The sequence below is a fragment of the Rhizobium sp. T1470 genome (assembly GCF_042140505.1).
Lineage (GTDB): Bacteria > Pseudomonadota > Alphaproteobacteria > Rhizobiales > Rhizobiaceae > Rhizobium > Rhizobium favelukesii.
Genome location: NZ_CP148091.1, coordinates 2,776,075 through 2,802,045, shown reverse-complemented (window position 1 = coordinate 2,802,045; position 25,971 = coordinate 2,776,075). Strand labels below are relative to the sequence as shown.

Genomic DNA, 25,971 nt, shown 5'->3' with positions numbered 1-25,971 from the left:
TCATCGTTTCAGGAACTACTGAACGGTCCCGTCTTCCCATGTCTGCGTCAACGACGATGGCAGACGGGGCGACGTTTTCCATAGTCTCTTGCGCGCGTCGACAATCGGCGTCAGCCGACTGCTTGCTTCCACTGGTGACGGCTAATGGCGTAGAGAACGTGGCGTTTCAGATGCGGATGCGTGTCGGGAACGCGGGGATGGTCGAAATCGCGATCCGGTTCGTGATGCAAGCCCAGTCGGCGCATGACGGCGGTGGAACGATGATTGTCCGCCACGGCGAAAGAGACGATCTCGGGGGAATTGAACTGGGTGAAGCCGAGGTGAAGTGCCGCCGCTCCCGCTTCCGTCGCATATCCCTTGCCCCAATGCCGCTTCACAAGACGCCAGCCGACCTCGATCGTGCCGGCCGCAAGGAACGGTTCGAGTTCGGGTTTCCAGAGGCCGCAAAAGCCGATCGGCTCATCGGTTTCCTTCAGGGCGATGGCGTAGAAGCCAAGCCCTGTAGTCGCAATGGCATCGCGAATATTGTCCAGCATCCAATCTGCTTCAGCGCGGTCGCGACGAAAGGCGAAGAATTCCATCACTTCAGGATCGGAATTGATCTCGTGGAAAAGCGGCCGATCCTCGTCGGTCCAATTGCGCAGAAGCAGGCGATCCGTCGTCGCGATCACTGTCATGATGACACGAAATCCGTTTTCCGATAGCCTTGGATATAGAGCAGCGCCGTCAAGTCCGCGTGGTTGATCTGCATCTTCGCTTCTGCGGCAACGGTTGGCTTGGCGTGTAGTGCGACGCCTGAGCCTGCCAGATGCAGCATGCCGAGGTCGTTTGCCCCATCGCCAACGGCGATCGCTTCTTCTGGCGAAATTCCGAGCTTTTCTGCAATGTCGTTCAGTGCATCGACTTTCGCTTGCTTGCCAAGGATGGGTTCAACGACGAAGCCGGAGAGGAGGCCGTTCTCTGCTAGAAGAACGTTCGCGCGGTTTTCATCGAAGCCGAGCGTCTTCGCGATGGGGCCGGTGAAAACGGTGAAGCCGCCAGAGACTAGCGCCGTATAGTGTCCCTTCGATTTCATCGTGGCGATCAGTTCCGGACCGCCTGACGTCAGCGTGATGCGCTTGGCAATGACCTCGTTCACGACGGAAACCGGCAGCCCTTTCAAAAGTGCGACGCGCTCGCGAAGGGCTGGCTCGAAGGCGATCTCGCCGTTCATTGCACGAGCGGTAATGGCGGCCACTTTTTCTTTTAGCCCGACTTCGGCGGCGAGTTCGTCGATACATTCCTGGCCGATCATGGTGGAGTCCATGTCGGCGATCAGAAGCCGCTTACGGCGTGTCTCGGCATTCTGGATGACGAGGTCTATGGCTGCGCTGCCGATGACAGCGAGAATGTTGGCTCGAGCGGCTTCAATATCCGTCCCGTCTCTCAGCGCGATATCGCAAGCGATTCCGTCAGCAAGCCAGTAGAGGCCGGAAGCATTCGCCGCGTCGAATGCCTGCTCGGCAATCAGAGGCGTGAGAACAGGATTTGACGGATTGGCAACAAGCGTGGCAACGAGGGCCATGATGGAAAACCTTCTGAGCGCGGTGAACGCGATCCTGATAACCGGGCCGACCGCCAGCGGCAAGTCCGCCTTGGCCGTTGAGCTGGCGAAACAGCACGACGGCGTCGTCGTCAACGCCGATAGCATGCAGGTCTATGACACGCTGCGTGTGTTGACGGCGCGACCTTCAGAGGAGGACATGCAAGGCGTGCCGCATCACCTCTACGGTCACGTCCCGGCGAGTCGAGCCTATTCGACGGGCGCCTGGCTGCGGGATGTCACGGATCTTCTGCAGCGCCTGCGCGCCGGTGGCCGCAAACCGATCTTTGTGGGCGGAACGGGTCTCTACTTCAAGGCGCTGACCGGCGGGCTTTCGGATATGCCGGTGATACCGGACGCGTTGCGCAACAGGCTCCGTTCCCTCTTGCAGTCGGAAGGGCCAGAGGAACTCTATCGACAACTGCAAGCGCGCGATCCATTGGTCGCCGACAGTCTGCGCCCACAGGATGGGCAGCGGATCGTAAGGGCGCTGGAAATTCTTGAGGCGACTGGTCGATCGATCGTCGATTTCCAGGCGCAGGCAGGCCCTGTGATCGTCGATCCTTCGACGTCTCGCAGGATCGTCGTGGAGCCGGAGCGAGCTGTCCTTCATCAGCGGATCAACGGCCGGTTCGAGAAGATGCTGGAGCAGGGGGCCGCGGACGAGGTGAGGGCGCTATTCGCCCTTTCGCTGTCGCCCGATATGCCCGTGATGAAGGCTATCGGCGTCTCGCAGATTGCGGCGATGTTGAGAGGCGAGCTTACGCGCGATGAAGTGCTGGAGCGGGGTGCAGCGGCGACGCGACAATACGCCAAGCGGCAAATGACTTGGTTTCGCAACCAGATGGACGAAAGCTGGGAGCGCCTACGGTAGAAACCGCCTGCGGCACTAGTCCTTGTTATTTATGCTGCTGAGAGGCTTTTTCAGTATGCTGTCACGAAGGGACATGCCGGGTTCGCGGCGAATGCTTCCCGCGACGGTTGGCTTGTCGCCTTGTCCCGGCGACGTTTCTCCACGGATTTCGCGTCTCAGGGCTTCGAGGCGACTGTCGATAGACGTTTGCGGTGCCGCGACAGTTGCGCGTGGTGCGGCGGCTACAGGCTCGCGTTGCGAGCCCGCACCCGGCAGCATATCGCGGCGGTAGGGCTCGAATGGGGCAAGTGGCGGCGTTGCCGGTAAGGGGGCCGCCGTTGGCACCGATGGGTAGGAGGGGGACACTGCCGGCTCGTCGAAGTCGTCACCATAGTCGTCTTCGTCCTCATAGGGACCGCTCGGGATCGCGGATGAATAGCTCTGCTGGAACGCCGAAATATCGGGACCGCTCACGGCGCGCATGCGCGTCACGATCTTGCGCAGGTCGACGTTGTCAGGATCCTCTTCGCTTACCTTCACGTTGGCGCCGTTGGCCTTGGGCAGGTAGCGTTCGTCGACGCGCGAGAAGCGCATTCGCATCGGAACGCTGATTGCTTCGCCGAAGGCGATCGCCTCACCGTTGCCGATCGAGGAAATGAAACTTGTCGTGGAGATGGATGAGTTCGGAATGGCCGAGCGAATGATCTCCTGGTCGCGATCATTGGCGAGGCGCATGGCAAAGAGCGTCGAGCACTGCGATAGGATCGTCTGGTCGAGTTCGCCGGGGCGCTGGGTGATGATCCCCAGCGATACGCCGTACTTGCGGCCCTCCTTGGCGATGCGGGCGATTGCCTGCCTCGTTGGGACGAAGCCGAGAGTCGGGTCGGAGGGAATGTAACGGTGCGCCTCTTCGCAGACGACGAGCATGTGGATGGCGCCGTCACTCCATAGAGCGATTTCAAAAGCCATGCGGCAGAGGACTGACGCAACGGAATTCACGACTTCGGACGGAATGCCTGACAGCTGGAAAGTGCAGATCGGCCTGCTGTCACCGGGGATGCGGAATATCTCCGCCACCGTCTCCATGATCGTGTCGCTGATCGTATTGCTGGAGAACATGAAGTGGTAGCGTGGGTCGTTGATGGCGGCGAGGACGCGCATCTTCAACGATCGCAGAAGAGGCTTTTCGCTGCGGCCTTCTAGCCTGCCGATGCGCTCATCGATCAGTGCGAGCAGATCGGCCATGCGGTAGGGCACGGGCGTATCGGCGGTAATAGAGCTCTTCTCGGTCGTCCGTCGCACGAGGGAGCTGTCGCTGCCCCGGAAAGCACGCTTTGCCTCCGGCAACAGGTCCCGCAGGATATCGACCTCCTCGGGAATGGGAGTTCGGCCTCTAAAGACGACCTCCGCGAACTCCTCCAGCTTCATCAGCCAGAACGGCAGATCGAGTGTGTCGGTGTCGATGACCACGGAGTGCGTCGGGAAGGCGGCGGCAAATTCGTTGTGCGGGTCGAGGATCAGGACGCGCAGCTTCGGGTCGGCCTCGATCGCCTTGTGCAAAAGCAGCGAGACGGCCGTCGACTTGCCGACGCCGGTCGAACCGACGATGGCGAAGTGCTTGGACAGCATCGAAGGGATATGGAGGGCGGCATCAATGCTCTCGTCCTGGGTGAGCTTGCCGATGACAGCCGTTGTTCCGCTGCCGGCATCATAGATGCGCATCAAGTCGGCCGAGCGAATGCGGTGTGCGACGGCGCCGAGGTAGGGATAGCGCGAGATGCCGGTGGAGAACTGCTCGCGGCCATCCCCGTCGACGCGGACTTCGCCGAGCAGTTCGGTTTCGATCTGGAAATAGTTGTCTTCGCCTTCACCCCAGCTGTGGCTGCCGGTGTTCATCGCGTAGACGAGGGCGACCACACGGTTCAGACCGACGCTGATGGAAATAAGCCTGCCGACCGACCACAGTTCTGCCAGCTCTGTGCCGCCGGCTTCGGCGACGGCGGCGATTGTGGCGCGAGAGCCGCTACACGCAACAACGCGACCAAGAAGCCGGTTGCCCGGGGTCTGGTCATCGCGGCGGTCATGCTCGCCTTCCTTGCCTGACGTGTGCAAGTCCTTGTTCAGCAAAGGGCTACTCCCTGCGGTAGCAAAGAAGGATATGAGCGAACGTTTAAGAAAGTCTTTTTGCGACAGGCGGGCCGTTCGCGCACACATTCGGCTGGTACGATGCTGCTCGATTTTTTATTGCGGCATGCGTTGACGATGCGAAATTTTCTGTCTATCACTTCGGCCCATGAAAATCGCAGTAGCTCTTATCGTGGTGGGAAGGCGCATGGGCAGGATGGTGTAACCATCCGGCGATAGCCACCCATGCGCTAGATGACAGGCTCCCTCAGGGGCCTTTTTTTATGTCCGAAATTCGGGCTTCCGGACCACAAAACTCAAATCCCAGCAGTCAAAACGGAAAAGAAACATGACGGGCACGGACAATCAGGCAGCAGGCAATCGGATGACGGGAGCGGAGATCGTCCTCCAGGCGCTGAAGGACAACGGCGTCGAGCACATCTTCGGCTATCCGGGCGGCGCTGTGCTGCCGATTTACGACGAGATCTTCCAGCAGGACGATATCAAGCATATCCTCGTTCGCCACGAACAGGGTGCCGGCCATGCCGCCGAAGGCTACGCTCGCTCCACCGGCAAGGTCGGTGTCATGCTCGTTACGTCGGGCCCTGGTGCGACGAATGCCGTCACCCCGCTGCAGGACGCGCTGATGGATTCGATCCCGCTCGTCTGCCTGACGGGCCAGGTTCCGACCTCGCTGATCGGCTCGGATGCGTTCCAGGAGTGCGATACGGTCGGCATTACGCGCCCTTGCACCAAGCACAACTGGCTGGTCAAGGACGTCAACGAGCTGGCTGCCATCATCCATGAAGCGTTCCGCATCGCCCAGTCCGGCCGTCCCGGTCCAGTTGTCGTCGATATTCCGAAGGACGTGCAGTTTGCGACCGGCACCTATACGCCGCCCGCAGCACACGCGATCCAGAAAAGCTATCAGCCGAAGGTCCAGGGCGATCTCAATCAGATCCAGGCGGCTGTCGAACTGATGGCGAATGCGAAGCGCCCGGTCATCTATAGCGGCGGCGGCGTTGTCAATTCCGGCCCCGAGGCCACCAAGCTGCTGCGTGAACTGGTCGAGCTGACGGACTTCCCGATCACCTCGACGCTGATGGGCCTCGGCGCCTATCCGGCTTCCGGCAAGAACTGGCTGAAGATGCTCGGCATGCACGGCTCCTACGAGGCGAACATGGCGATGCACGACTGCGACGTCATGGTCTGCATCGGCGCACGCTTCGACGACCGCATTACCGGTCGTCTCAATGCCTTCTCTCCGAACTCGAAGAAGATTCACATTGATATCGATCCTTCGTCGATCAACAAGAACGTTCGCGTCGATATCCCGATCCGTGGCGATGTCGGCAACGTTCTGGAAGATATGGTTCGCCTGTGGCGGGCGCTGCCGAAGAAGCCGGAGAAGAGCCAGATCGCCGATTGGTGGGCCGATATCACCCGCTGGCGCGCGCGTAACTCCTTTGCCTACACCAAGAGCAACGACGTCATCATGCCGCAATACGCACTGGAACGTCTCTATGCGTTGACCAAGGATCGCGATACCTACATCACAACCGAAGTCGGTCAGCACCAGATGTGGGCGGCACAATTCTATGGGTTCGAGAAGCCCAACCGCTGGATGACCTCGGGCGGCCTCGGCACGATGGGCTACGGTCTGCCGGCGGCACTCGGCGTACAGATCGCGCATCCGGAAAGCCTCGTCATCGATATCGCCGGCGATGCCTCGATCCAGATGTGCATCCAGGAAATGTCGGCGGCGATTCAGCACAATGCGCCGATCAAGATCTTCATCATGAACAACCAGTACATGGGCATGGTCCGCCAGTGGCAGCAGCTGCTGCATGGCAACCGCCTGTCCAACTCCTATACAGAGGCGATGCCCGACTTCGTCAAGCTGGCGGAAGCTTATGGTGCCGTCGGCCTGCGTTGCGAGAAGCCTGCTGATCTCGATGCGACGATCCAGGAAATGATTGATGTGAAGAAGCCGGTCATTTTCGATTGCCGCGTTGCCAATCTCGCTAACTGCTTCCCGATGATTCCGTCGGGCAAGGCGCATAACGAGATGCTGCTGCCGGACGAGGCGACTGACGAAGCCGTTGCCAATGCCATCGACGCCAAGGGCCGAGCGCTCGTCTGATTTCCGGGAAAAGGAACCCAAGACCATGAATGCACATCTACAACCGACGGGCTCGGCCTACTTCATTTCACCGGAAACGGCGGCAGCCGAAAGCCACACGCTTTCAATCCTCGTCGACAACGAGCCGGGCGTCCTTGCTCGCGTCATCGGCCTGTTCTCCGGCCGCGGCTACAATATCGAGAGCCTGACGGTTTCCGAGACTGAGCATCAGGCGCATCTGTCGCGAATTACCATTGTGACGCGCGGCACGCCCCACGTCCTCGAGCAGATCAAGGCCCAGCTCGAGCGCATCGTGCCTGTTCACCGCGTGGTCGACCTGACAGTGCGCGCCCGCGAACTGGGTCAGGAACGGCCGATCGAGCGCGAAGTGGCGCTGATCAAGGTGGTGGGCGAGGGCGAAACCCGTGCCGAGACGCTCCGTCTGGCCGATGCCTTTCATGCCAAGGTGGTCGATGCGACCGTCGAACACTTCATCCTGGAGCTGACCGGCAAGTCATCGAAGATCGACCAGTTCGTGGCGATCGTGAAGCCGCTCGGCCTCATCGAAGTCTGCCGCACCGGCATTGCAGCGATGAACCGCGGCTCGCAGGGTATGTAAGTCACCGTGCAGTGATATCTAAGGCCGTTGGCGATCAGAGCATTTCCAGCGGCTTTTTTCTTGCCGGAGGCGGGAAAGCGGCATCAAGAGCTGCCCAATCCTCGTCGGTTATATCGAGCGAAACGGCATCGCGGTTTTCGGCTGCGCGGGCAGCGCTCGACGTCTTCGGGATAACCATCACATCGTCGCGCTCCAGCAGGAAGGCAAGCGCCACCTGCGCCGGCGTTGCCTGGTAGGCCTTGGCGACGCGGATTAGTTCCGGATGATGCAGGATCCGCCCCTGTTCGATCGGCGAGTAGGCCATAACCGGGATTTGGCGCTCCTGGCACCAAGGCAGCAGATCGTATTCGATGCCGCGGCGCGACAGGTTGTAGAGCACCTGATTGGCCGCGACATTGCGGCCGCCCGGAACTCCGAGCAATTCCTTCATGTCGTCCTCGTCGAAGTTGGAAACGCCCCAGGCGCCGATCTTGCCTGATGCCTTCAGTTCTTCGAATGCTTCGACGGTTTCCGACAGCGGCTGGTCGCCACGCCAGTGCAGCAGATAGAGGTCGATCCGATCTGTGCCGAGACGCGAGAGGCTGTGTTCGCAGGCACCAATCGTTCCCGATCGGCTGGCGTTCCAGGGATACACTTTGCTGACGAGAAAGACTTCCTCGCGGCGACCGCGGATCGCTTCGCCGACGATCCTCTCCGCGCCACCGTCGGCGTACATTTCCGCTGTATCTATCAGGGTCATGCCGAGGTCGAGGCCGGCCCGCAGGCTCTCCATCTCGCTCTTCGCCTCGGAAGGTTTCTCGCCCATGTTCCAGGTTCCCTGGCCAAGTGCCGGGACTTCGATACCGTTCGGGAAGCGGATAACCGGGATGGCGGCGTCTTGCATGATGGTCGTTCCGTTTTCGATGAAGGTTGGACGGCCCGGCAATCTTTCAACCAATCCTGTCACCATGACAATGATTACGTGGAATGACGAATTTAGGTCAGTTATGCTGACCTAAATCAAATTGAGCTCGCCAACCAACCGCGGGCCTCCGGGAGGTCTCATGCCGCTGGATACATTTCTGGCTCTTGTTCTGTTTGCCTTCACGACATCGATCACGCCAGGCCCCAACAACATGATGCTGTTCGCATCCGGCGTGAACTTCGGTTTCCGCCGCACCGTTCCACATATGCTGGGCATCGGGGCAGGTTTTTTCTCTCTGCTGATCGGCGTAGGATTCGGACTTGGGGCACTGCTGCATACGGTGCCGGCGCTCTATACGGCGCTGAAGTTTGCCGGTGGCGCTTATCTTGCCTGGATCGCCTGGAAGATCGCGACATCGCGTACTCTTGGCGAAGGCAAAAGCGGCGTGGAGCCGATGTCGTTCCTGTCGGCGGCAGCCTTCCAGTGGGTCAATCCCAAGGCATGGGTCATGGCGGTGACCGCGATGGCGACCTATACGATCCCGGACATCTATCTCGCGAGCGTCCTGATCGTCGGCTTCGCCTTCGCGCTGGTCAACGTTCCGAGCGTGTCGACTTGGGCAGGGTTCGGCTCGGCCCTGCGCGATTGGCTGTCGGATCCTGTACGGCTCAAATGGTTCAACATCACGATGGCCGTATTGTTGGTGCTCAGCCTCTGGCCAATGCTAAAATAGTGCGATCGTCGGTTTGTTGAGCATTAGCCACAGGATGCCGATCACTGCGAAGAACGCCGGAAATCCAAAGGTAAACCAGATGCGATAAAGCCGGAAATAAGCCGCGGGTAACTCTGTTTGCTCCGCGATGGCCGCGCGGGCAAGATTTCGGATACGGATTTGAATACCCACGACCGGTAGCCAGAAAAGGCCGGTAAAGACGTAGAGAAGCAATGAAAGGGCGATCCAGCCCTCCGTCAGTTCCCAGCCCATCAGTCTCGCCAGTAGATAGCCTGTCACCGGTTGGAGAACTGAGGCTGTCGCCGTGAACAGCGCATCGGCGATGACGACGGTTCCTGCGACATGAGCGATCAGCTTCGGATCCCGCGTCCTGTGTGCAAGCACCATGAAGAAAGCGATGCCGGCGCCCGTGCCAAACAGGACGGTCGCGCCGATCACGTGTGCCAGCAGCAGCAACTGTTCGAGCATCATCTTTCATCCAGAATGGCGAGGGTGGCCAGCGTCAGCACGAGCGACGGCAGGACTTTTACCAAAGGTCCAAGCGGATCGAGCCACAGGGAAGGTTCGACGATAGTGGCACCAGCAAGATAGGCCAGCGATACCAACATCATGCCGTGCATGGCTCGGCGGGCGAGTGGCCGGACGAGGACAGCCGCACCGAGCAGCATATCGATCAGGCAGGTGAGGACGGTCAGCGACGTGGCAGGGCCTGCCTGCAGCAGGGGTAGGAAATGTGTGGCAGCACGTTGAACATCAAGCAGCGGCAGAAAACCCGACAGCAGCCAGAAGATCGACAGAGTGCCAATCATCAGCGGCTTCAGGAGATAGAGCCTGGCAAACCAAAGATCCTGCACGCCGGCCGGGTTCATGCGCAGGATGTCCCGCGCCGACGCTGTAGCAATACCAGGGTCACTGCCGGCGCTTGGTTGGATGCCTTCAGCCATGACGGCCATGGCTGTGGAGCGCAAGGGTGAACGCCATCCAAGGCAACCGGCAGCGTCTGCGAGCCAGGTGACCGGCCTTGAAGCGATGGCAGGCAGGCAAACCACATTTGCGTGCGGCAAACCCAGCCATTGCCGGTGGAGGGTGACGAGTTTGGCGAGCGTCAATTGCTCGGTCGATGCGAGATCCGCGTCAGCGCCGGATGGGAACTGTCCCGCCACAGCGCTGCTTACCGCCGCCGCGACGTCATCAAGCGCGACTGCTGCAATCGGACTTGCTGCATGAACTAGTACCGCGCCACAGAGATTATGACGGGTTGGGTTATCGTAGAATGGGCAAGTCTTCTGGTGGGATGAGAAGTTGGATGCTGCGTGCTGCGCCTGGCACGCGGGATATAAATCCTGCCTTCTCGAGGGTCAGCACCATCTGGTGAACAGACGGAGCCGTAACGGCGAAGTGGCGACGCATGTCGGCTTCGGCCGGAGGCTGTTTGAAGATGCGGCTGTAGGCGTAGATGAAGGCCAGGTACTGGCCTTGGACTTGCGTAAGGCCATGTCTTGCCGTTGCGGCTTGCGGGTCAAGTGAGGGACTCATTTTCGGATTCATCTGCGTCTCCGCGCTGAAGGAGGTGTCGATGAATATAAAGTTTCACGTAGAGCTTAGCCAATCGGAACGTGATCAACTGGCCGTTTTGTTGAGCGGGGGACGCCATGCGTCGCGCAAGATCAAGCGCGCCCAGATCCTGGTGGCGGCGGACGAAGGCTTCAGCGACGAGGTGATCGCGGCAACCTTGAACGTCAGCGGATCGACGATTTACCGGACCAAGCGCCGGTTTGTGGAAGCCAATCTGGAAGGCGCGCTCAGTGAAGAACCGCGCCCGGGTGTTGAGCGCAAGCTATCGAGCAAGGAGGAGGCGCTGTTGGTGGCGACCGCCTGCTCAAAGCCGCCGCCCGGGCGAGCCCGCTGGACCCTGGAGCTTCTGGCCGATGAGATGGTCCGACTCACCGATCATGACGAGTTGTCCTCGGAGACCGTACGTCGCCGGCTGGCTGAGAATCATCTCAAACCTTGGCGCAAAGACATGTGGTGCATCCCAAAGCTCGATGGGGAATACGTCGCGCGCATGGAGGATGTTCTCGACCTCTACGCAGAGACGCCTGATCCACAAAGGCCCGTGGTCTGCTTCGACGAGAGCCCGACCCAACTCATCGGCGAAGTGCGCGAGCCCATTGCGGCCAAGCCTGGCCAGCTTGAACGCTACGACTGCGAGTATCGCCGAAACGGCACGGTCAATCTGTTTGTCTTCATGGACGCCCACCAGCCCTGGCGCAGGGTGAAGGTCACCGATCGGCGAACCAACCAAGACTTCGCCCAGTGCATGCGCGAACTGGTCGACGTCGATTATCCCGACGCCCCGATCATCCGCGTGGTGATGGACAACCTCTCCACCCATTCCGCCGGGGCGCTTTACGACGCATTTCCAGCCCCGGAGGCTCGAAGGGTGCTGAAGCGACTGGAGTTCCACCACACGCCCAAGCACGCCAGTTGGCTCAACATGGTCGAGATCGAGATCGGTGTCCTGCGCAGCCAATGCCTCGACCGTCGTATCGACAATAAAGACACCATAATCGCCGAAGTCGCAGCCTGGGAGCAGCAACGCAACGCTAATGGCGCAAAGATCCAATGGATGTTCACAACCGAAAAAGCCCGCCAAAAGCTCCGCAAAGCTTACCCCGTCAAAGAGTCATAATCTCTGTGGCGCGGCACTAGCGGGATGCTGAAGGGCAGGGCAGCGAGGGCGCGCAGCAGGGCCGAACCACCATGGGCGTTGCGGCCGAGGACGAGGGCCGCGCGCAGGATGACATGAGGCAGGCCACTTGCCGCGAGCGCTTCGTCAGCCTGACGTTTCGTTGTCAGGAACGGTCGGTCGCCGGCGGCGCCGTTGGTCCGTGCGGATATCTGCACAATGAGAGGGCGCGCTTGCTGTGCGGCGGCGTAGAGCGCCAGCATTGCCTTGTGTTGTGTCGCCGCCAGGTCGTCGGCAAGGCCGTCCTGCAGAGCGCCGGCACAATTGACGACGGCGTCATGACCTTCAATGATGGCGCTCCAATCTTCTGCGCGCAGCATTTTCGACAGATCAGCCGCTATCCACTTGATATCTGGCAATTTCAGGCGCGCGCGCGATGGGGTGCGTCCGAGGCCGGTCACACGATGCCCATCCGCCAGCAGGCGGGCTGTTGTCGCCGAACCGATAAAGCCTGTCGCACCGAGAATCAGGATGTTCATGGCATCGAACTTAACCGAAAAGTTGCATCGGCATAGAATGTCTTGGCGAGACCCAAGCAAGAGCCTAAAGATAGCCGCAGATTGGCGGAGGAGGATATCTCGTGCACGACGACGATCACCATCACGACCACGATAACCGCTACACCGACATGCATGCGCGGGTGAAGGCGCTTGAGACGGTCCTGACGGAGAAGGGGCTGATCGATCCGGCGGCTATCGATGCGATCGTGGAGACCTACGAGACGAAAGTCGGCCCGCGCAACGGGGCGCGCGTCGTTGCCAGGGCCTGGAGCGATCCTGAATTTGCCGAGGGGTTGCGGCGTGATGCGACGACCGCCATCGCGAGCCTCGGCTATACCGGCCGTCAGGGTGAGCATATGCGCGCGGTGTTCAACACCGCCGATACGCACAATCTCGTCGTCTGCACGCTTTGCTCCTGTTATCCGTGGTCCGTGCTTGGCCTGCCGCCGGTCTGGTACAAGGCCCCCGCCTATCGCTCGCGGGCGGTCATCGATCCGCGCGGCGTGCTGGCTGAATTCGGCGTGATGTTGCCGGAGAATAAGAAGATCCGCGTTTGGGATTCGACTGCGGAGCTGCGTTATCTGGTCATTCCCGAGCGACCGGAAGGCACAGAAGGGTGGAGCGAGGAGCAGCTTGCCGGTCTCGTCAGCCGCGACGCGATGATCGGGACGGGTCTCGCGGCTGTGGCGGGAGTTGCGCCATGAACGGCCCTCACGACCTTGGCGGTCAGATGGGCTTCGGCCCAGTCGCGCCCGAGAAGAACGAGCCGTATTTCCATGCGCGGTGGGAGAAACGGGCGCTTGGACTTACGCTTTCCAGCGGTGCGTTTGGCGCCTGGAATATCGACGAGAGCCGGCATGCCCGCGAAAGCATCCCGCCAGCGAATTATCTTGGCGCGAGCTACTACGAGATCTGGATGCGGGCGCTTGAGGTGCTGCTGCAGCGCCATGGCTTCGTGACGGCCGACGAGATCGATGCCGGCCACAAGCAGACGGACGGAGCGACGCCGAAGCGCGTCCTCAAGGCAGACATGGTCGCGGGCGTGATCGCCAAGGGCGGTCCTTGTGACCGACCGGTGGCGATCCCGCCCCGCTTCTCAGAAGGTGACAGGGTCCGAACCAGAAATTTCAGCCCGACGACACATACGCGGCTGCCGCGCTATGCCCGTTCAAAATCCGGTGTGGTGGAAGCGATTCAGGGCTCCTTTGTCTTTCCTGACGACAACGCGCACGGGAAAGGCGAGAATCCACAATGGGTCTATACGGTCGTGTTCGGTGGCGGCGAGATCTGGGGCGAAGGCGCCGATCCGACCCTCAGCGTGTCGATCGATGCCTGGGAGAACTATCTTGAGCCAGTGTGAGATGCGCTCGCCGCTGGCGCAATCGCCGCAACTGCCCAAATCGTCCGATGGCGAGCCGGTTTTTCCTGAGCCATGGGCTGCGGAAGCCTTTGCTATGACGGTGCATCTGCACGAGCAAGGCATCTTTACCTGGGGCGAGTGGGCGGAGACCCTGTCCCGGGAGTTGCACCAACCCGGCCGCGCCGAGGACGGCGGCGACTACTTCGATTGCTGGGTGGCCGCGCTTTCTGCGATCCTCGTCAAACTCGGCGTCGCTGACGCCGACATGATCCTCGATCTGCAGAAAAGCTGGCAGCGGGCGGCGGAGGCGACGCCGCATGGCAAGCCGATCGAGCTTGCCAATGATCCGCTGCACTGAAGATCAGGACGGAAACTGCCTGTAGCATTCCTCCGTGACCTTTCTCAGTACATCGCGCGAGACCTCGCCGGTCACGGCATAGCCGAGTTCGCCATCGATCCAATAAAAGGTTTCGACATTGCCGGATGAGGCAAAGCGGAAACTGGTCGATCTGTTATCCGCGTTGCGCCCGACGAGTACCGTCAGGCGTTCGCCTGCCTGATCCTCGTACATGAACATCGCACCCGGGCTGCCGTCGACGGGCAACAGGCGACCGCCGACCAGCTTGAAGCCGAGTTCCTGCAGGTTCGGAACCTTGAGGTCCTGAACGGCTAGCCGCTTGCCGAGCCAGGTAGCGAGGTGAGCCTCCTCATTGGCAAAGACCTCGACGGGATGACGGACTTCACCGGCGTAAACCAGGAAGGCGTTGCGGGCTTCATTGGGAAGCGTTTCGAGTTCCGTCAGTTGCAGATTCGGCTTTTCAAACAGCGCCGGGCCGTAGTGGCCGCTCAGAGCCCCAAGACCAAAAATGCCGGCGATTGCGGCTGTCATGGCCAATCGTTTCGGCCAGCTTGCGCGCTTACTACGGCCCGTGACAAGCTCAATGTCCGTATCCCTGGACATTTCGTAGCTTGCAAAAAGCGATCGGATCTCGGCATTTTGTGCCGTCCATTCCGCCACTCTGGCGGCATCGTCCGGATTGTCACTGAGCCACGCCTCGATGCGCGCCCGTGCTTGTTCGGGAAGCTGCCCGTCGGCGTAGGCATGAAGATCCGCTTCGGTCACGGTCTGGTTGATCTCATTCATTTCGGTCTCCGAAGCGTAATGACATTGTCAGCCTTCATGCGCTCTCCTATCCGTTGGCGTGCGCGTGACAGACGCGACATAACGGTGCCGATCGGGATATCGAGCGCGGTTGCAACCTCCTGATAGGTATAGCCTTCGATGACGACCAGCATCAGCACCGAGCGGTTCTCCTCGGAAAGACTGTTCACGGCGTCCTCCAGCCGCGAACGTTCCAACGGATCTGGGGCTGGATCCACCGACACGATGTCCTCGGCGCTGTCGAGTTCCACGAATGGCGCGCCACCGGTCTGGCGGTAACTGTTGCGATAGAGGTTCGTCATGATCGTCAGCACCCAGCCGCGCAGGTTCAACCCCCGCCACTGCCCGCGGCGGGCGAACACCTTCTCGACGCAGTCCTGCAGCAAGTCCTCGCCTTCCGCATCGGAGCGGGTGAGGCTCCGCGAGTAACGCCTCAGCGAGGGAAGGAGGGCCAGGATCTGGCCCTCGAACGTGTCGTGACCTGGTGTCTTCAAGTCGGTTCGCTCACGGCTTGACGAGATCCCAGTTGCCGCCGACGCCGTCACCGGTGATATCGCCCATCTTCTTATCTTTCACCCAGAAATAGAGCGGCATGCCGTCCTTGGCCCACTGCTTGCTGCCGTCTTTTCGTTCGACAATCGAATATGCACCCTCAGGCTTCGCACCGCTAGCGGCCATCAGCGGCGGCCAGTTCTTGGCGCAGTCGTCGTAGCAATTGGAAACGCCCATCTTGTCCTTCTTGAACGTGTAGAGAGTCATGCCGTTTTCGCCGGCAAGAACCTCGCCCTTGGTGGACTTTACGGCCTTGACGGGCGGGGCCGCAAATGCGGACGTTGTGGCGGCGGATGCAATGGCAAATGCGATCAGCATCGTTGCGGATTTCATGGGCTCTCTCCTCACGTGTTGGGCACGCTTGATTGCGTTGCCAGACATGAGACACGATCGGCGCCGGTTTTATTCCCATGCGATCCTCAATCCGCTCGGATTTTCAGGGTTGCCTATCCCCGGCGAATCCTGCCAAGTCGATCCACGATGCAATTTGCTCCGCAACAAGATGAAGCCCTGAAGGCCGTTTCTAAATGGCTGAAGGAAGGGCGGTCGCCGCTTTTCCGCCTGTTTGGCTATGCCGGCACGGGCAAGACCACACTTGCGCGCCACTTCGCGGAGCACGTCGATGGTGAAGTGCTGTTTGCCGCGTTTACGGGCAAGGCGGCGCAGGTGCTGCGGTCGCGGGGTGCCAGCAATGCGAAGACGATCCACTCGCTGATCTATCGTCCGCGCGGCGAGGAAGCCGTCGAGGACGAGGAGACGGGCAAGACCTCCATCGCTCCGATGTTTTCTATCAACCGGCAGAGTCCGGTGGCCAAGGCCGCCCTCATCGTGGTCGACGAATGCTCGATGGTGGACGAGGCGCTCGGCCGGGACCTGATGAGCTTCGGCACCCCGATCCTGGTGCTCGGTGACCCGGGGCAGTTGCCTCCCGTTTCCGGCGGCGGGTTCTTCACAAATCAGGAGCCGGACTATCTGTTGACGGATATTCACCGCCAGGCTCGCGACAATCCGATCATCCAGCTCGCTATGCAGGTGCGTGAGGGCAACGAAGTTAGTTACGGCGACTATGGCACTGCGCAGGTCATCTCAAAAGGCGACGTGAACCAGTCGCTGGTGCTTGACGCCGATCAGGTGCTCGTCGGTACCAACAGAACGCGACGTCGGTACAATCAGCGCCTTCGCGAGTTGAAGGGCTTTAATACCGAATACCCGCAAACGGGCGACAAGCTGGTCTGTCTGCGCAACGATCCGGCAAAGGGCTTGCTCAACGGCTCGCTCTGGCAGGTCATGACGTCGTCCAAGGAGACGACAAAGCCCGGCATCAACCTGTTGATCCGGCCTGAAGACGACGACATGGATCGCGGCGCGGCGAAGGTCAAACTGCTGAAGCAGGCTTTCGAGGACGTCGAGGGTGAAATCCCTTGGAACACGCGCAAGCGCTATGACGAATTCGATTATGGATATGCGCTGACGGTTCACAAAGCGCAGGGCTCGCAGTGGAACAACGTCGTGCTGTTCGATGAAAGCTGGGCGTTCCGCGACACGCGCGAGCGGTGGCTCTACACCGCAATAACGCGCGCAGCGGAGACGCTGACGATCGTGCGTTAAGGCTTGCCGCCTGCAGTCAGACCTGTACGACACCCAGCATGACGGCCTGGGCAATGGCCTGAAAGCGGTTGTTGGCGCGGAATTTCACGATGATGCCGGATTCGAGATTTTGAGCATCGTCATTTGGAAGGTCGAGGGTGCGTGCAATGCGCTGCGTGGAAAGCCCTGCAGCCATCAGTGCCAGACACCGCAACTCCTGATCCGTGAGTGGCGATCCGCCTTGATTGTCGTTGAGCGTTTGATCGTCGGTTGCTTCGTGGTCGAGCAGCTCGTTCACCTGCTGCATCTGCCGATGCAATGTGGACATTTCCGCGCTGAGTTCGCGTTTGCGGGTCACCAGCGCGTCGCGAAACAAAGTCTCGGCAGCGTCCTGCGAACCGGCCTCGACGAGGTCGTTCATCAGGTCCTGTATCACAGCTACCGCCATACCCGCCTCGCGGCAGGCGTTGATGACGGCCATGCGCATGACATCGCCCGGCTCATAGACGCGCATCAGACCGATTCGGCTGGCGGAAATCAGTCCCTTTTCCTCATAGAAGTGCAGGGTACGATGCGTAACGCCGAAGGCATTGGCCATATCGGCGATCGGGACTCGTCCGCGGGGCAAATCGGCGGGGAGGGCCGCTAAAGGGAGGAAACGGTGCCGCGGTCGCGTTTGTGTCGCTAGGCCTGACGTGAACCCCTGCTTGTAACCTTCTTGCATGGTGTCCCTCCCATTGTGCTCATTGTGCGTCTGCAAATTGCAAAAGGGTGCGGCTGAGTGGGGTTCCCTCTTATCGTTTCTGTTCAGGCTCGAAGCAACTGGCGGTGTTCTCTTCGATATCGAGAGCTTACGTTACTCGTGATTGACGTATTTTGTTAGTATCAAAATTAGTGACCTTTAATTTGCAGGGAAAAGTTGCCCGGGCGATGACGATTCTCGTGAGGAATCAGCGTTGGAGAAACGCTTGATCGTTTAAAGCGCGAAGACCGAACCAGATGTACTTTCAGCGTCGCGCTGATGGGTGAAACACTCGCGTCATCACAGATTCACATGCATTCATGTACGAATCTCGTTGGCCCGTGCCGACTCATTGGCTTAGAAACGATCATCCTTCGCTTCATTGGAATCCTGCCATGCCGACCACGCTTTCCGTCAATCTCAATGCCGTCGCGATGCTGCGCAACCGCCGTGACCTGCCGTGGCCGAGTATCGAGGGGTTGGGGCGGATCGCGCTGCAATCCGGCGCGAGCGGATTGACCGTGCATCCGCGGCCCGACCAGCGGCACATTCGCTTCTCCGACCTGCCCGTCATCCGCAACCTGATCGATGATGAATTTCCGGACGCCGAGTTCAATATCGAAGGCTATCCGACCGATGAGTTTCTTGAACTCTGCGCCGGTGCGGCACCCGAGCAGGTAACACTGGTTCCGGACGATCCTTCGCAGGCAACCTCTGATCATGGCTGGGATTTCCGCAAACACCGGGACTTTCTGGTAGAGGTGATTGCGCGGCTGAAGAAGACGGGCACGCGCGTATCGCTGTTCGCCGATGGCGACGGGGACGCCGAGGCCCTCGCGATCGCCAAGGCGGTCGGCGCTGACCGGATCGAACTCTATACGGGTCCTTATGGCGGGTGCTTCGGGTCGCCCGAACGGGCAGGGCCGATCCTTGAGGCGCTTGGCAAGACAGCGGATGCGGCGCTAGCGATCGGCCTCGGCGTCAATGCGGGGCACGATCTGACGGTGGCGAACTTGCCGCCGCTCGTAAAGCGCATTCCGAACCTCGCCGAGGTATCCATCGGGCATGGGTTGACAGCCGATGCGCTTGAATTCGGCATGGCCGAAACGGTCCGGCGGTTCTGCCGGGCGTGCGGCCAGAAGATCTAAGACCGCGAATAGGCGAAAGCCCGCTCCGGTGGTGCGAAGCGGGCTTCCTTGACCGGTTCAAGCGATGAGGGCGGCCTTGTGCGCGACGAAGAAGTCCTTAAGCGTTTCAGGCTTCTTGCCGGTCAGCTTCTCATAATCGGCTGTCGCCAGATCAAAGTTGCCTGCGCGGATGTTGGCGTCGGCGGAGACCAGCATGTCTGCGACGAAATCGGGCAGACCTGCGCCGCGCATGCCCTGGCCAAGCTGCTCATCGGTGACTTTCATGGCCTTCAGCGGCTTTCCGACGGCATCAGCGATTGTTGCGGCGATCTGGTCAGCTGTCAGGGATTCAGCGCCGGTCAGTGTATAGGTTACGCTTTCGTTTGTGCTTGAGGCAAGAGCTGCCGCGATCGCCCGCGCGCAGTCTTCGCGGGAGATGTTGGCAACCCTGCCTTCGCCACTGCCCGTGTACCAGCTTCCGGACTGGAGATTATGCGGCATGCCGTGGAGATAATTGTCCATGTACCAGGCATTGCGAATGATCGTGTAGGGAATACCCGTTGCCTTGATGGCATTCTCGGTGCCGAGGTGGTCCGGCGCGAAGGTCACCAGGGATTTGTCCGGCGAGGGCATCGACGTGTAGGCGATATGGATCACGCCCACTTTGGCCGCTGCATCCACCGCTGCCTTATGCTGCTTGAGCCTCTGACCGGGGACGGCAAGCGCGTCGGTGCTGATGATCAGCAGCCGATCGACGCCCTTGAAGGCAGCTTCGAGCGAGGCGGCGTCGTCGAAATCGGCCTTGCGGGCGATGACACCCTTGGCGGCAAGATCTGCGAGCTTGGCGGGATCGCGCGTTGCGGCGATGATGTTTGCCGCCGGAACTTTTTCGGTCTCGAGCAGATGATGGATGACCTTCTGGCCGAGTTGGCCGGCGGCGCCGGTGATGAGAATGGTCTCGCTCATGTCTTTCCTCTAGGTTCGTTGCAGTCTCAAAAAGAGAGTAGCTCTAGATTAGGAATTGACTGGCGTCTGTAAAGAAGGCAGTTTTTTCGCTCTACGTTACCAAAAGGGAACCAAGGATGAGCGGCGCCGTCGTCAACCTGAAGAACAAGGCACCCGGCATTCGTCGTGAAGTCGATCTCAGCAAGCTCGACTTCAGCAATTGCCCGGTCCGGGACATGATGCAGCAGATCGGCGGCAAATGGTCGACGCTGATGCTCGAGGCGTTGTCGCAGCGTCCATACCGATTCGGCGAGTTGCGGCGGATGATCCCTGACATCTCGCAGCGCATGCTGACGCAGACGCTAAGAGATCTGCAGCGTGACGGCTATATCGAGCGGGAGGTGTTTCCGACCAAGCCGCCGAGTGTCGAGTATCGCATGACCGATCTTGGCCGCTCGCTCTACGGCACCCTCGCACTGCTGCTGAACTGGGCGGAAGGAAACCATGATGCGGTTCGCGCCGCCCGGCTCAGGTTCGACTCAGCCAGCGTCTGAGACTGCCTGCTGACCGCGACCTTCCGTCAGGAAGGTCGCGGTCAGCAGGCAGTCTCAGACGCTGACCGCGACCTTCCGTCAGGAAGAGAAGGAACGCGAAAGCCGGGAACGAGAAGCCGATCCAGGCAGTCATCGTCCAACCACCGGTGGCATAAGCCCAGCCGCCCACGGCCGATCCGATCGCTCCACCGGCAAAGAACGTCGCCATGTAGAGACCGTTCAGGCGGCTGCGATGCTCGGCGCTGATCGCGTAGATGGCACGCTGTCCGCAGACAAGATTGGTCGTGACGCCGAAATCGAGCAGGATCGCCGCCGCCGTCAGCAACAGCAGCGCCGTCGGCGAACCGTCCGTCGAGAAGTGGCTGATGAGAAAGGCCGACATTCCAAGCAGCATCGCCAGCGTTGAGGCAGCCTTGGTCAGGCCGCGGTCGGCCAGGCGTCCGGCGATCGGCGAAGCGATGGCACCGGCAGCACCCGCCAGCGCGAACAAGGCAATACCGTTCTGCGTTAGCCCGAATTCCGGGCCTGCCAGAAGCAGGGGCGTGGTGGTCCAGAACAGGCTGAAAGCAGCGAACATGCCGGCCTGATAAAGTGCGCGACGCTGGAGAACCCGCGAATGGAGGGCGAGGTCCGCCATAGAGGCGAGCAGCTTGCCATAGCTCAGCTGGGTGTGAGGAACACGCACTGGCAGGTTAGCCCTTAGGATGACGACGAGCGCGATCATCAAGGCAGCGGTGACGAAGTAGACCATGTGCCAGGACGTCGCCTCGGCAAGGAAGCTGGCGAAGGGGCGCGCCAGCATGATGCCACACAGCAGCCCGCTCATGACGTTGCCGACGACGCGGCCACGGCTTGCGTCCGGCGCCATGTGGGCGGCAAAGGGAACGAGCACCTGGACGGCGACCGAGGCGAGGCCGATGCACAACGAGGCCAGGAGAAACGTGGGTGGAGTCGACGATAGAGCCGCGCCGACGAGAGCGACGGCAGAGACGGCGATGAGGGTCAGCACAAGTCTGCGGTTTTCCAGCAGGTCGCCGAGGGGAACGATCAGCAGAAGGCCGAGACCATAGCCGATCTGCGTCAGGGTGACGATCAGGCCGGTTGCCGCCGGTGTGAAGCCGAGGGAGGCGCTGATCGGGCCTGCGAGCGGCTGGCCGTAGTAGAGATTGGCCGCGACGAGCCCGCACGCGGCAGCGAAAAGAAACGTCATCAACGGCGAGATCGTCTGTGGCGCGACGGTTTCCCGCGTGGTGGTCGAAAGGCTCATAATGGGCTCCGGTGGGGCTATCGGATGATTAAAAAAGGTTGCGTGCTGAGGCGGGTCGATCGCAACCCGATTCACACAAGAAGCTTCATTGCAGTCTCGGCGACAGCGGCCATGTCGTCCTCATTGCGCCCCGTCTTGCCGACGACGCGCATTCCATTGGTCATGCACAGAAGTGTCCGGGCAGTGGCGGCGACATCGATCTCGCGTGAGATCGAGCCGTCGCTTTGGCCGAGGTGGAGGAGGTCGGCGATCAGGTTTTCGTTGGCCGCGAAGGCGGCTGCGACACGTTCGGCAGCCTCTTCGTCGAAAAGCGCAAGGTCGTTCGCGCTGCCGACGACCAAGCAGCCCCGCCGCCCAGAGGTGCCGTGGGAGGAGAGGGCATAGTGGGTCAGGACCTGCCGAATCTTGTCGCGGCCGGTTTCGACTTTCGCCATGCGGGCATCCAGCAGGCCGCGACGCACCGTGCGATACCGGTCGAAGGCTGCGAGGAATATTCCGCGCTTGTCCTTGAACGCCTTGTAGACGCTGCCGGAGGCAAGGCCCATTGCCTCTGTGAGTTCGCTGATCGACGCAGCATGATAGCCGCGCTCGGAAAAGACCTGCAGCGCCTTGTCCAGTGCTGCATCGCGATCGAACTCGCGCGGTCTTCCGCGTGTGCGGGTGGTTCCAGTGAAGGTCGTCATGGTCATGATGACTTAATTAGGAAACGATCGTTTCCAAATCAAGTGAAACTTTTGCGACGCAGCAAATCAGAGATCAAGAATCCAGGTCTGACCGTTTTCCTCGGGCCCGAACATCCGGTGCCTCTCTTCAGACACAAGGCGAAAACCGGTCTTTAAGTAGATGCCGCGCGCAGCGTGCAGGATGTCGTTCGTCCATAGAGAGATTTGTCGATATTTCTTTGCCTTGGCAAAGCGAATGCACTCGTCCACCAGCATCTTGCCGAGCCCGAGGCCGCGAGCCGCCTTGTCCACGTAGAGCAGGCGAAGCTTCGCAACGCCGTCGCCACCATTGGTGACAAGGATCGAACCGATGTTGGTGCCGCCGCGTTCGGCAATCCAGCAATACTCCATCGACGGATCGAAATTCGTCAGGAACCTGCCGGCGACCTCTGCAACAAGGCCCTCGAAGCGCATGTCCCAGCCGTATTCCTCGGTATAGGCCTTGCCCTGGCTCTGGACGATCCAGCCGATATCTCCGGGCCGGTGGGCGCGGATGACCAATGGAGGGGGTGCGGCGTCCGGATCGAGTAGCGAGCGGATGGCTGTCATTGCCGTTACGACGCTTTGCGGCTCGCCCGCGGCGAGGTTGCCGAAGCGCTCCGCGATCTGAGCATTTGAGCGCCTGCCAAGTTCCTCGAACTGATCGTGTCCCTTGGTAGTGACCGTAATGATCTGACTGCGCAGATCGCTTGGATCGGCTTGTGTTTCGATCAGGCCGCCGGCTCGAAAGCGCTTGAGGATCCGACTGAGATAGGCGGGGTCGAGGTGCAGGTCGCCGGCAAGCGTGACCGCGCTTACACCTTTGCGAGAGCCGATCTCGAAGAGGACACGCGCGTCGCTGAGCGTGAACTCCGTATCGAGATAGGCCCGGTTCAAGACGCCGAGAAAGTTGGTATAGAAGCGATTGAAGTCGCGGGCGACGTCGATCAAGCCAGAGTCGGACATGGACAAAACCTCCTGATAGGAGATTTTGTCCTGCTTTTATTTGACTGAGTCAACTAATTTTGCACTCAGGCAGCGACGGTCTCTTCGACCACTTCGTCGGCAAGCGCGAACTCGACCGCCACCCGGGCATGGATCTCTGTCGTGTCGAAGCCGGGCAGGGGCAGGTCGTTCGGGTCGAGGATAAGGCAGATTTCCGTGCAGCCGAGAATGATGCTGTCGGCGCCCTTGGCCCGCTCGCGCTCGATGATCTGCAGGAGCTTATCACGCGAGCTCTCGAGCACCTTACCGGCGCAGAGCTCATTGAAGATGATGTCGTGGACAGCAGTTCGGTCGGCGGCCTCGGGAACTGCGATGTCGACGCCGAGCCTCTTCATGCGATCGGCATAGAAGCCATGCTCCATCGTGTATCGCGTGGCAAGCAGCAGCGGGCGCTTCCGTCCGGCGGCCTTCAGGGACTTGGCGGTCTCGTCGATGATGTGGATCAGCGGCACGGAGATTCGCGAGGCGACCTGATCGGCGATGAGATGCATGGTATTCGTGCAGATGAGCATGCAGCGCGCGCCGGCGATCTGCAGGTGCAGGGCCACGTCGCCGAGCCGGTTTGCGGCGGCGTCCCAGTCGCCCGCCTTCTGCATGGCGACGATCTCGTCGAAATTGACGGAGTGCATCAGGAGGTCGGCAGAGGCGAGCCCACCGAGGCGCTCGCGCACCATTTCGTTGATCAAGCGATAGTAGACCGCCGAGCTTTCAAAGCTCATCCCACCAATCAGTCCGATTGTCTGCATTGTTTTTATGCTCCCGTCTGGAATTTCCTGTTGCTGAAATCTTGCATCGATCCTCGCGCAAATGGTTTGCTTTGTTTGTTTTAAATTCTCGGCGTACGCTGTTTTTTTGCGTGGATATCGAATATTGTGCAAACGACAACCATGAAAGATAGGAAGGCCGGTGCTGGATGACCGCGATCGACGAATCCTGGAATTCTTGCAGTCCGATGCAGGCATTTCGGTGACGGATCTTGCCGAACGTGTCGCGCTATCGGTCTCTGCCTGTTCTCGGCGCATCCAGCGGCTGGAGGAGAGCGGCCATATCGCGCGGCGAATCGTCGTGCTCGATCGCGAGAAGATGGGCGTGCCGACGACGGTGTTTGCGCTGATCAAGACCGCGCATCACACCGACGAGTGGATCGAAGCGTTTCGGCGGGCGATCAGCAGCATTCCCGAGATCGTCGAAGCGCATCGGCTCACCGGGAACCACGACTACATTCTGAAGATCGTGCTCCCACGCGTCGAGCACTACGATGTGATCTATAAGCAGATCGTTCGCAAGATCGAACTCTTCGACGTGTCCGCGTCCATCTCGATGGAATTGCTGAAAAGCGGGACATCGATTCCGGTTGCTTACGCAGATTGAGTTGTTTCCATTCTCTGAATTCGACCTCCGCAACAACCGCTGGACGCAGGCGAGCTATGCCCAAGGAGAGGTTGAAAGCCGCAGGCAATCGACGACATTTGCGGTAGCGCAATGGCACGGAAAGGCAAGGCATGAGCGAGCACCACGTTGTCGTTGTCGGTGGCGGTTTCGGCGGATTGCAGTTGGCAAACGATTTGAAGGGGGCGGGTGTCCGCATCACCCTTGTCGACCGTCGCAATCATCACCTGTTCCAACCGCTGCTTTACCAGGTGGCGACAACAATCCTCTCGACCTCGGATATCGCCTGGCCCATTCGCCACCTCTATAGCGACCGGCCGGACGTTACGACGGTGCTTGGCGAAGTCGTTGGTGTCGATACGGCCGGAAGGGAGGTTGCATTACGCGGCGGCATGACGCTGCGTTATGACAGCCTTGTTCTCGCGACGGGGGCAACGCACGCATACTTCGGGCGAGATGATTGGGAGCCGGTTGCACCAGGTCTGAAGACGCTGGAGGACGCAACGACAATCCGACGGCGGGTTTTGCTCGCATTCGAGCGGGCAGAGACCGAAACCGATCCCGCTATGCGTGACGCGCTTCTGACTTTCACGATAGTCGGTGCAGGGCCGACCGGTGTCGAGCTCGCCGGGATCATTGTCGAGCTTGCGCGCAATACCTTGCCGCGCGAATTCCGCAATATCGATACGCGCAAGACACGGGTCGTGCTCGTCGAGGCGGGGCCGCGCGTGCTTCCGACCTTTGCCGAAGAACTTTCGGCCTATGCCGGCAAGGCGCTTGGAGAACTGGGTGTCGAACTGCATATCGGCGAGCGCGTCCTGGAGTGCACGCCAGCAGGCGTCGAGACAAGCCAAGGACTCATCGCAAGCCGCACGATCGTCTGGGCTGCGGGCATACAGGCCTCGCCCGCTGCCAAGTGGCTCGATGTGCCGGCAGATCGGGCGGGGCGCGTCATCGTCGAGAAGGATCTGACGGCGCCGGGGTTTCCGGATGTCTTTGTCGTCGGCGACACGGCCTCTGTCATTCAGGAGAGCGGCGCTCCGGTTCCGGGGATCGCGCCGGCCGCCAAGCAACAGGGTGCCTATGCAGCAAAGGTGATCCGCGCGCGCCTAGCGGCAAAACCGGCGCCCGCCCCGTTTCGCTATAGACATCGGGGCAGTCTTGCGACGATCGGCCAGAGTGCCGCCATCATCGATTTCGGTCGCATCAAACTGAAAGGCCGGATCGCCTGGTGGATATGGGGCATCGCCCATATCTACTTCCTGATCGGAACGCGTTCGCGCTTTGCGGTGGCCTGGAGCTGGCTCTGGATCTACCTGAGCGGTCAGCACAGCGCGCGGCTCATCACTCAGAAGGAAACGATGCGCGACGACAATTGCACATAACAAGAAGGG

At 60.4% G+C, this 25,971-nt stretch carries 27 protein-coding genes and 3 pseudogenes; 13 read left to right on the top strand and 17 right to left on the bottom strand.

Annotation, left to right across the window (positions count from 1 at the left end; genetic code table 11):
• Nucleotides 1-110: 110 nt before the first annotated feature.
• Nucleotides 111-677 (bottom strand): GNAT family N-acetyltransferase, encoded by a 567-nt coding sequence (locus WGT02_RS14155; RefSeq protein ID WP_024313569.1) that lies wholly within the window; start codon nt 675-677, stop codon nt 111-113.
• Nucleotides 674-1,564, bottom strand: a complete 891-nt coding sequence (gene serB / locus WGT02_RS14150; RefSeq protein WP_024313568.1) for a phosphoserine phosphatase SerB — start codon at nt 1,562-1,564, stop codon at nt 674-676. The genes WGT02_RS14155 and serB overlap by 4 nt, the downstream gene beginning before the upstream one ends.
• Here serB and miaA point away from each other — a divergent pair.
• Nucleotides 1,563-2,456 (top strand): tRNA (adenosine(37)-N6)-dimethylallyltransferase MiaA, encoded by an 894-nt coding sequence (miaA, locus tag WGT02_RS14145; RefSeq protein WP_208250159.1) that lies wholly within the window; start codon nt 1,563-1,565, stop codon nt 2,454-2,456. The genes serB and miaA overlap by 2 nt on opposite strands.
• 15 nt (nt 2,457-2,471) lie before the next feature.
• On the opposite strand, the gene WGT02_RS14140 is transcribed toward miaA, so the two are convergent.
• Nucleotides 2,472-4,562 (bottom strand): ATP-binding protein, encoded by a 2,091-nt coding sequence (locus WGT02_RS14140; protein WP_208250162.1) that lies wholly within the window; start codon nt 4,560-4,562, stop codon nt 2,472-2,474.
• Nucleotides 4,563-4,908: 346 nt separating this feature from the next.
• Between WGT02_RS14140 and WGT02_RS14135 the strand changes: the two genes are divergently transcribed.
• Both WGT02_RS14135 and ilvN read left to right on the top strand, forming a co-directional pair.
• Nucleotides 4,909-6,702, top strand: coding sequence for an acetolactate synthase 3 large subunit (locus WGT02_RS14135; protein WP_208250163.1), 1,794 nt, complete (start codon nt 4,909-4,911; stop codon nt 6,700-6,702).
• A gap of 25 nt (nt 6,703-6,727) precedes the next feature.
• A complete protein-coding gene (ilvN, locus tag WGT02_RS14130) occupies nt 6,728-7,300 on the top strand; it encodes an acetolactate synthase small subunit (protein WP_024313564.1) in 573 nt (190 codons plus the stop codon).
• A gap of 34 nt (nt 7,301-7,334) precedes the next feature.
• On the opposite strand, the gene WGT02_RS14125 is transcribed toward ilvN, so the two are convergent.
• Nucleotides 7,335-8,183 carry an aldo/keto reductase gene (locus WGT02_RS14125; protein WP_024313563.1) on the bottom strand — a complete coding sequence of 283 codons (849 nt, stop codon included), beginning with the start codon at nt 8,181-8,183 and terminating at the stop codon, nt 7,335-7,337.
• Nucleotides 8,184-8,343: 160 nt separating this feature from the next.
• Between WGT02_RS14125 and WGT02_RS14120 the strand changes: the two genes are divergently transcribed.
• Nucleotides 8,344-8,937 (top strand): LysE family translocator, encoded by a 594-nt coding sequence (locus WGT02_RS14120; protein ID WP_208250165.1) that lies wholly within the window; start codon nt 8,344-8,346, stop codon nt 8,935-8,937.
• Here the strand turns inward: WGT02_RS14120 and WGT02_RS14115 are convergent.
• From WGT02_RS14115 to WGT02_RS14105, 3 genes and pseudogenes are all read right to left on the bottom strand, one after another.
• Nucleotides 8,929-9,405: a DUF2269 domain-containing protein gene (locus tag WGT02_RS14115; RefSeq protein ID WP_208250166.1), complete on the bottom strand. Its 477-nt coding sequence runs from the start codon at nt 9,403-9,405 to the stop codon at nt 8,929-8,931. The two genes, WGT02_RS14120 and WGT02_RS14115, sit on opposite strands and share 9 nt — an antisense overlap.
• A pseudogene (locus WGT02_RS14110) lies at nt 9,405-10,169 on the bottom strand (DoxX-like family protein); the annotation flags it as partial. The pseudogene WGT02_RS14110 and the gene WGT02_RS14115, both read right to left, overlap by 1 nt.
• A 31-nt stretch (nt 10,170-10,200) precedes the next feature.
• Nucleotides 10,201-10,485, bottom strand: coding sequence for a LexA family transcriptional regulator (locus WGT02_RS14105; RefSeq protein WP_225039569.1), 285 nt, complete (start codon nt 10,483-10,485; stop codon nt 10,201-10,203).
• 28 nt (nt 10,486-10,513) lie between these two features.
• Between WGT02_RS14105 and WGT02_RS14100 the strand changes: the two genes are divergently transcribed.
• A complete protein-coding gene (locus WGT02_RS14100; protein WP_208245192.1) occupies nt 10,514-11,629 on the top strand; it encodes an IS630 family transposase in 1,116 nt (371 codons plus the stop codon).
• On the opposite strand, the pseudogene WGT02_RS14095 reads toward WGT02_RS14100, so the two are convergent.
• Nucleotides 11,614-12,165 (bottom strand): annotated as a pseudogene (locus WGT02_RS14095) (SDR family oxidoreductase); the annotation flags it as partial. The gene WGT02_RS14100 and the pseudogene WGT02_RS14095 overlap by 16 nt on opposite strands.
• 149 nt (nt 12,166-12,314) lie before the next feature.
• Here WGT02_RS14095 and nthA point away from each other — a divergent pair.
• From nthA to WGT02_RS14080, 3 genes are read left to right on the top strand one after another with little or no spacing between them, the layout of a single operon-like run.
• A complete protein-coding gene (gene nthA, locus WGT02_RS14090) occupies nt 12,315-12,890 on the top strand; it encodes a nitrile hydratase subunit alpha (RefSeq protein WP_210363634.1) in 576 nt (191 codons plus the stop codon).
• Nucleotides 12,887-13,546: a nitrile hydratase subunit beta gene (gene nthB / locus WGT02_RS14085; RefSeq protein ID WP_208250168.1), complete on the top strand. Its 660-nt coding sequence runs from the start codon at nt 12,887-12,889 to the stop codon at nt 13,544-13,546. The genes nthA and nthB overlap by 4 nt, the downstream gene beginning before the upstream one ends.
• Nucleotides 13,533-13,904 (top strand): nitrile hydratase accessory protein, encoded by a 372-nt coding sequence (locus tag WGT02_RS14080; RefSeq protein WP_208250169.1) that lies wholly within the window; start codon nt 13,533-13,535, stop codon nt 13,902-13,904. Before nthB ends, WGT02_RS14080 begins: the two co-directional genes overlap by 14 nt.
• 3 nt (nt 13,905-13,907) lie before the next feature.
• On the opposite strand, the gene WGT02_RS14075 is transcribed toward WGT02_RS14080, so the two are convergent.
• Genes WGT02_RS14075 through WGT02_RS14065 form a run of 3 tightly spaced genes read right to left on the bottom strand, consistent with a single transcriptional unit; the run spans nt 13,908 to nt 15,593 of the window.
• Entirely contained in the window at nt 13,908-14,690 is a 783-nt protein-coding gene (locus tag WGT02_RS14075) for an anti-sigma factor (protein WP_024313556.1), read from the bottom strand.
• Nucleotides 14,687-15,202: an RNA polymerase sigma factor gene (locus WGT02_RS14070; RefSeq protein WP_208250170.1), complete on the bottom strand. Its 516-nt coding sequence runs from the start codon at nt 15,200-15,202 to the stop codon at nt 14,687-14,689. The genes WGT02_RS14075 and WGT02_RS14070 overlap by 4 nt, the downstream gene beginning before the upstream one ends.
• A 10-nt stretch (nt 15,203-15,212) precedes the next feature.
• Nucleotides 15,213-15,593 (bottom strand): hypothetical protein, encoded by a 381-nt coding sequence (locus tag WGT02_RS14065; protein WP_024313554.1) that lies wholly within the window; start codon nt 15,591-15,593, stop codon nt 15,213-15,215.
• Nucleotides 15,594-15,740: 147 nt separating this feature from the next.
• Here WGT02_RS14065 and WGT02_RS14060 point away from each other — a divergent pair, with 147 nt between their 5' ends.
• Nucleotides 15,741-16,868 carry an ATP-dependent RecD-like DNA helicase gene (locus WGT02_RS14060; RefSeq protein ID WP_024313553.1) on the top strand — a complete coding sequence of 376 codons (1,128 nt, stop codon included), beginning with the start codon at nt 15,741-15,743 and terminating at the stop codon, nt 16,866-16,868.
• 16 nt (nt 16,869-16,884) lie between these two features.
• Here the strand turns inward: WGT02_RS14060 and WGT02_RS14055 are convergent, their stop codons facing one another.
• A complete protein-coding gene (locus WGT02_RS14055; RefSeq protein WP_208250171.1) occupies nt 16,885-17,571 on the bottom strand; it encodes a MerR family transcriptional regulator in 687 nt (228 codons plus the stop codon).
• A 413-nt stretch (nt 17,572-17,984) separates the two neighbouring features.
• On the opposite strand from WGT02_RS14055, the gene WGT02_RS14050 reads away from it, so the two are divergent.
• Nucleotides 17,985-18,737 (top strand): pyridoxine 5'-phosphate synthase, encoded by a 753-nt coding sequence (locus WGT02_RS14050; RefSeq protein WP_024313551.1) that lies wholly within the window; start codon nt 17,985-17,987, stop codon nt 18,735-18,737.
• Nucleotides 18,738-18,794: 57 nt separating this feature from the next.
• Here WGT02_RS14050 and WGT02_RS14045 read toward each other — a convergent pair whose 3' ends face one another.
• On the bottom strand, nt 18,795-19,682 hold the full coding sequence (locus WGT02_RS14045) for an SDR family oxidoreductase (protein ID WP_208250172.1): 888 nt from the start codon (nt 19,680-19,682) through the stop codon (nt 18,795-18,797).
• 116 nt (nt 19,683-19,798) lie between these two features.
• On the opposite strand from WGT02_RS14045, the gene WGT02_RS14040 reads away from it, so the two are divergent.
• Entirely contained in the window at nt 19,799-20,215 is a 417-nt protein-coding gene (locus tag WGT02_RS14040) for a helix-turn-helix domain-containing protein (protein ID WP_208250173.1), read from the top strand.
• A 61-nt stretch (nt 20,216-20,276) separates the two neighbouring features.
• Here the strand turns inward: WGT02_RS14040 and WGT02_RS14035 are convergent.
• The 4 genes and pseudogenes from WGT02_RS14035 to WGT02_RS14020 form a co-directional block, all read right to left on the bottom strand.
• Nucleotides 20,277-21,482, bottom strand: a pseudogene (locus tag WGT02_RS14035) (MFS transporter); the annotation flags it as partial.
• 71 nt (nt 21,483-21,553) lie between these two features.
• Nucleotides 21,554-22,171: a TetR/AcrR family transcriptional regulator gene (locus WGT02_RS14030; RefSeq protein WP_024313547.1), complete on the bottom strand. Its 618-nt coding sequence runs from the start codon at nt 22,169-22,171 to the stop codon at nt 21,554-21,556.
• A 60-nt stretch (nt 22,172-22,231) separates the two neighbouring features.
• The gene (locus WGT02_RS14025; protein WP_208250174.1) at nt 22,232-23,149 is read right to left on the bottom strand and encodes a helix-turn-helix domain-containing GNAT family N-acetyltransferase; all 918 of its coding nucleotides are present in this window, start codon (nt 23,147-23,149) and stop codon (nt 22,232-22,234) included.
• Nucleotides 23,150-23,214: 65 nt separating this feature from the next.
• Nucleotides 23,215-23,934: an aspartate/glutamate racemase family protein gene (locus tag WGT02_RS14020; protein WP_024313545.1), complete on the bottom strand. Its 720-nt coding sequence runs from the start codon at nt 23,932-23,934 to the stop codon at nt 23,215-23,217.
• 160 nt (nt 23,935-24,094) lie between these two features.
• On the opposite strand from WGT02_RS14020, the gene WGT02_RS14015 reads away from it, so the two are divergent.
• Both WGT02_RS14015 and WGT02_RS14010 read left to right on the top strand, forming a co-directional pair.
• Nucleotides 24,095-24,559 (top strand): Lrp/AsnC family transcriptional regulator, encoded by a 465-nt coding sequence (locus WGT02_RS14015; RefSeq protein WP_024313544.1) that lies wholly within the window; start codon nt 24,095-24,097, stop codon nt 24,557-24,559.
• A gap of 131 nt (nt 24,560-24,690) precedes the next feature.
• Nucleotides 24,691-25,962 carry an NAD(P)/FAD-dependent oxidoreductase gene (locus tag WGT02_RS14010; protein WP_208250175.1) on the top strand — a complete coding sequence of 424 codons (1,272 nt, stop codon included), beginning with the start codon at nt 24,691-24,693 and terminating at the stop codon, nt 25,960-25,962.
• Nucleotides 25,963-25,971 lie beyond the last annotated feature (9 nt).

Bases quoted from the DNA above. Each gene is read 5' to 3' on its own strand.
- WGT02_RS14075 (WP_024313556.1), bottom strand. From the start codon at position 14,690: ATGAATGAGATCAACCAGACCGTGACCGAAGCGGATCTTCATGCCTAC.
- nthA (WP_210363634.1), top strand. From the start codon at position 12,315: ATGCATGCGCGGGTGAAGGCGCTTGAGACGGTCCTGACGGAGAAGGGG.
- WGT02_RS14120 (WP_208250165.1), top strand. From the start codon at position 8,344: ATGCCGCTGGATACATTTCTGGCTCTTGTTCTGTTTGCCTTCACGACA.
- WGT02_RS14030 (WP_024313547.1), bottom strand. From the start codon at position 22,171: ATGACCATGACGACCTTCACTGGAACCACCCGCACACGCGGAAGACCG.
- nthB (WP_208250168.1), top strand. From the start codon at position 12,887: ATGAACGGCCCTCACGACCTTGGCGGTCAGATGGGCTTCGGCCCAGTC.
- WGT02_RS14010 (WP_208250175.1), top strand. From the start codon at position 24,691: ATGAGCGAGCACCACGTTGTCGTTGTCGGTGGCGGTTTCGGCGGATTG.
- serB (WP_024313568.1), bottom strand. From the start codon at position 1,564: ATGGCCCTCGTTGCCACGCTTGTTGCCAATCCGTCAAATCCTGTTCTC.
- WGT02_RS14105 (WP_225039569.1), bottom strand. From the start codon at position 10,485: ATGAATCCGAAAATGAGTCCCTCACTTGACCCGCAAGCCGCAACGGCA.
- ilvN (WP_024313564.1), top strand. From the start codon at position 6,728: ATGAATGCACATCTACAACCGACGGGCTCGGCCTACTTCATTTCACCG.
- WGT02_RS14040 (WP_208250173.1), top strand. From the start codon at position 19,799: ATGAGCGGCGCCGTCGTCAACCTGAAGAACAAGGCACCCGGCATTCGT.
- WGT02_RS14155 (WP_024313569.1), bottom strand. From the start codon at position 677: ATGACAGTGATCGCGACGACGGATCGCCTGCTTCTGCGCAATTGGACC.
- WGT02_RS14060 (WP_024313553.1), top strand. From the start codon at position 15,741: ATGCAATTTGCTCCGCAACAAGATGAAGCCCTGAAGGCCGTTTCTAAA.
- WGT02_RS14020 (WP_024313545.1), bottom strand. From the start codon at position 23,934: ATGCAGACAATCGGACTGATTGGTGGGATGAGCTTTGAAAGCTCGGCG.
- WGT02_RS14065 (WP_024313554.1), bottom strand. From the start codon at position 15,593: ATGAAATCCGCAACGATGCTGATCGCATTTGCCATTGCATCCGCCGCC.
- miaA (WP_208250159.1), top strand. From the start codon at position 1,563: ATGATGGAAAACCTTCTGAGCGCGGTGAACGCGATCCTGATAACCGGG.
- WGT02_RS14050 (WP_024313551.1), top strand. From the start codon at position 17,985: ATGCCGACCACGCTTTCCGTCAATCTCAATGCCGTCGCGATGCTGCGC.
- WGT02_RS14025 (WP_208250174.1), bottom strand. From the start codon at position 23,149: ATGTCCGACTCTGGCTTGATCGACGTCGCCCGCGACTTCAATCGCTTC.
- WGT02_RS14045 (WP_208250172.1), bottom strand. From the start codon at position 19,682: ATGAGCGAGACCATTCTCATCACCGGCGCCGCCGGCCAACTCGGCCAG.
- WGT02_RS14125 (WP_024313563.1), bottom strand. From the start codon at position 8,183: ATGCAAGACGCCGCCATCCCGGTTATCCGCTTCCCGAACGGTATCGAA.
- WGT02_RS14115 (WP_208250166.1), bottom strand. From the start codon at position 9,405: ATGCTCGAACAGTTGCTGCTGCTGGCACACGTGATCGGCGCGACCGTC.
- WGT02_RS14055 (WP_208250171.1), bottom strand. From the start codon at position 17,571: ATGCAAGAAGGTTACAAGCAGGGGTTCACGTCAGGCCTAGCGACACAA.
- WGT02_RS14135 (WP_208250163.1), top strand. From the start codon at position 4,909: ATGACGGGCACGGACAATCAGGCAGCAGGCAATCGGATGACGGGAGCG.
- WGT02_RS14100 (WP_208245192.1), top strand. From the start codon at position 10,514: ATGAATATAAAGTTTCACGTAGAGCTTAGCCAATCGGAACGTGATCAA.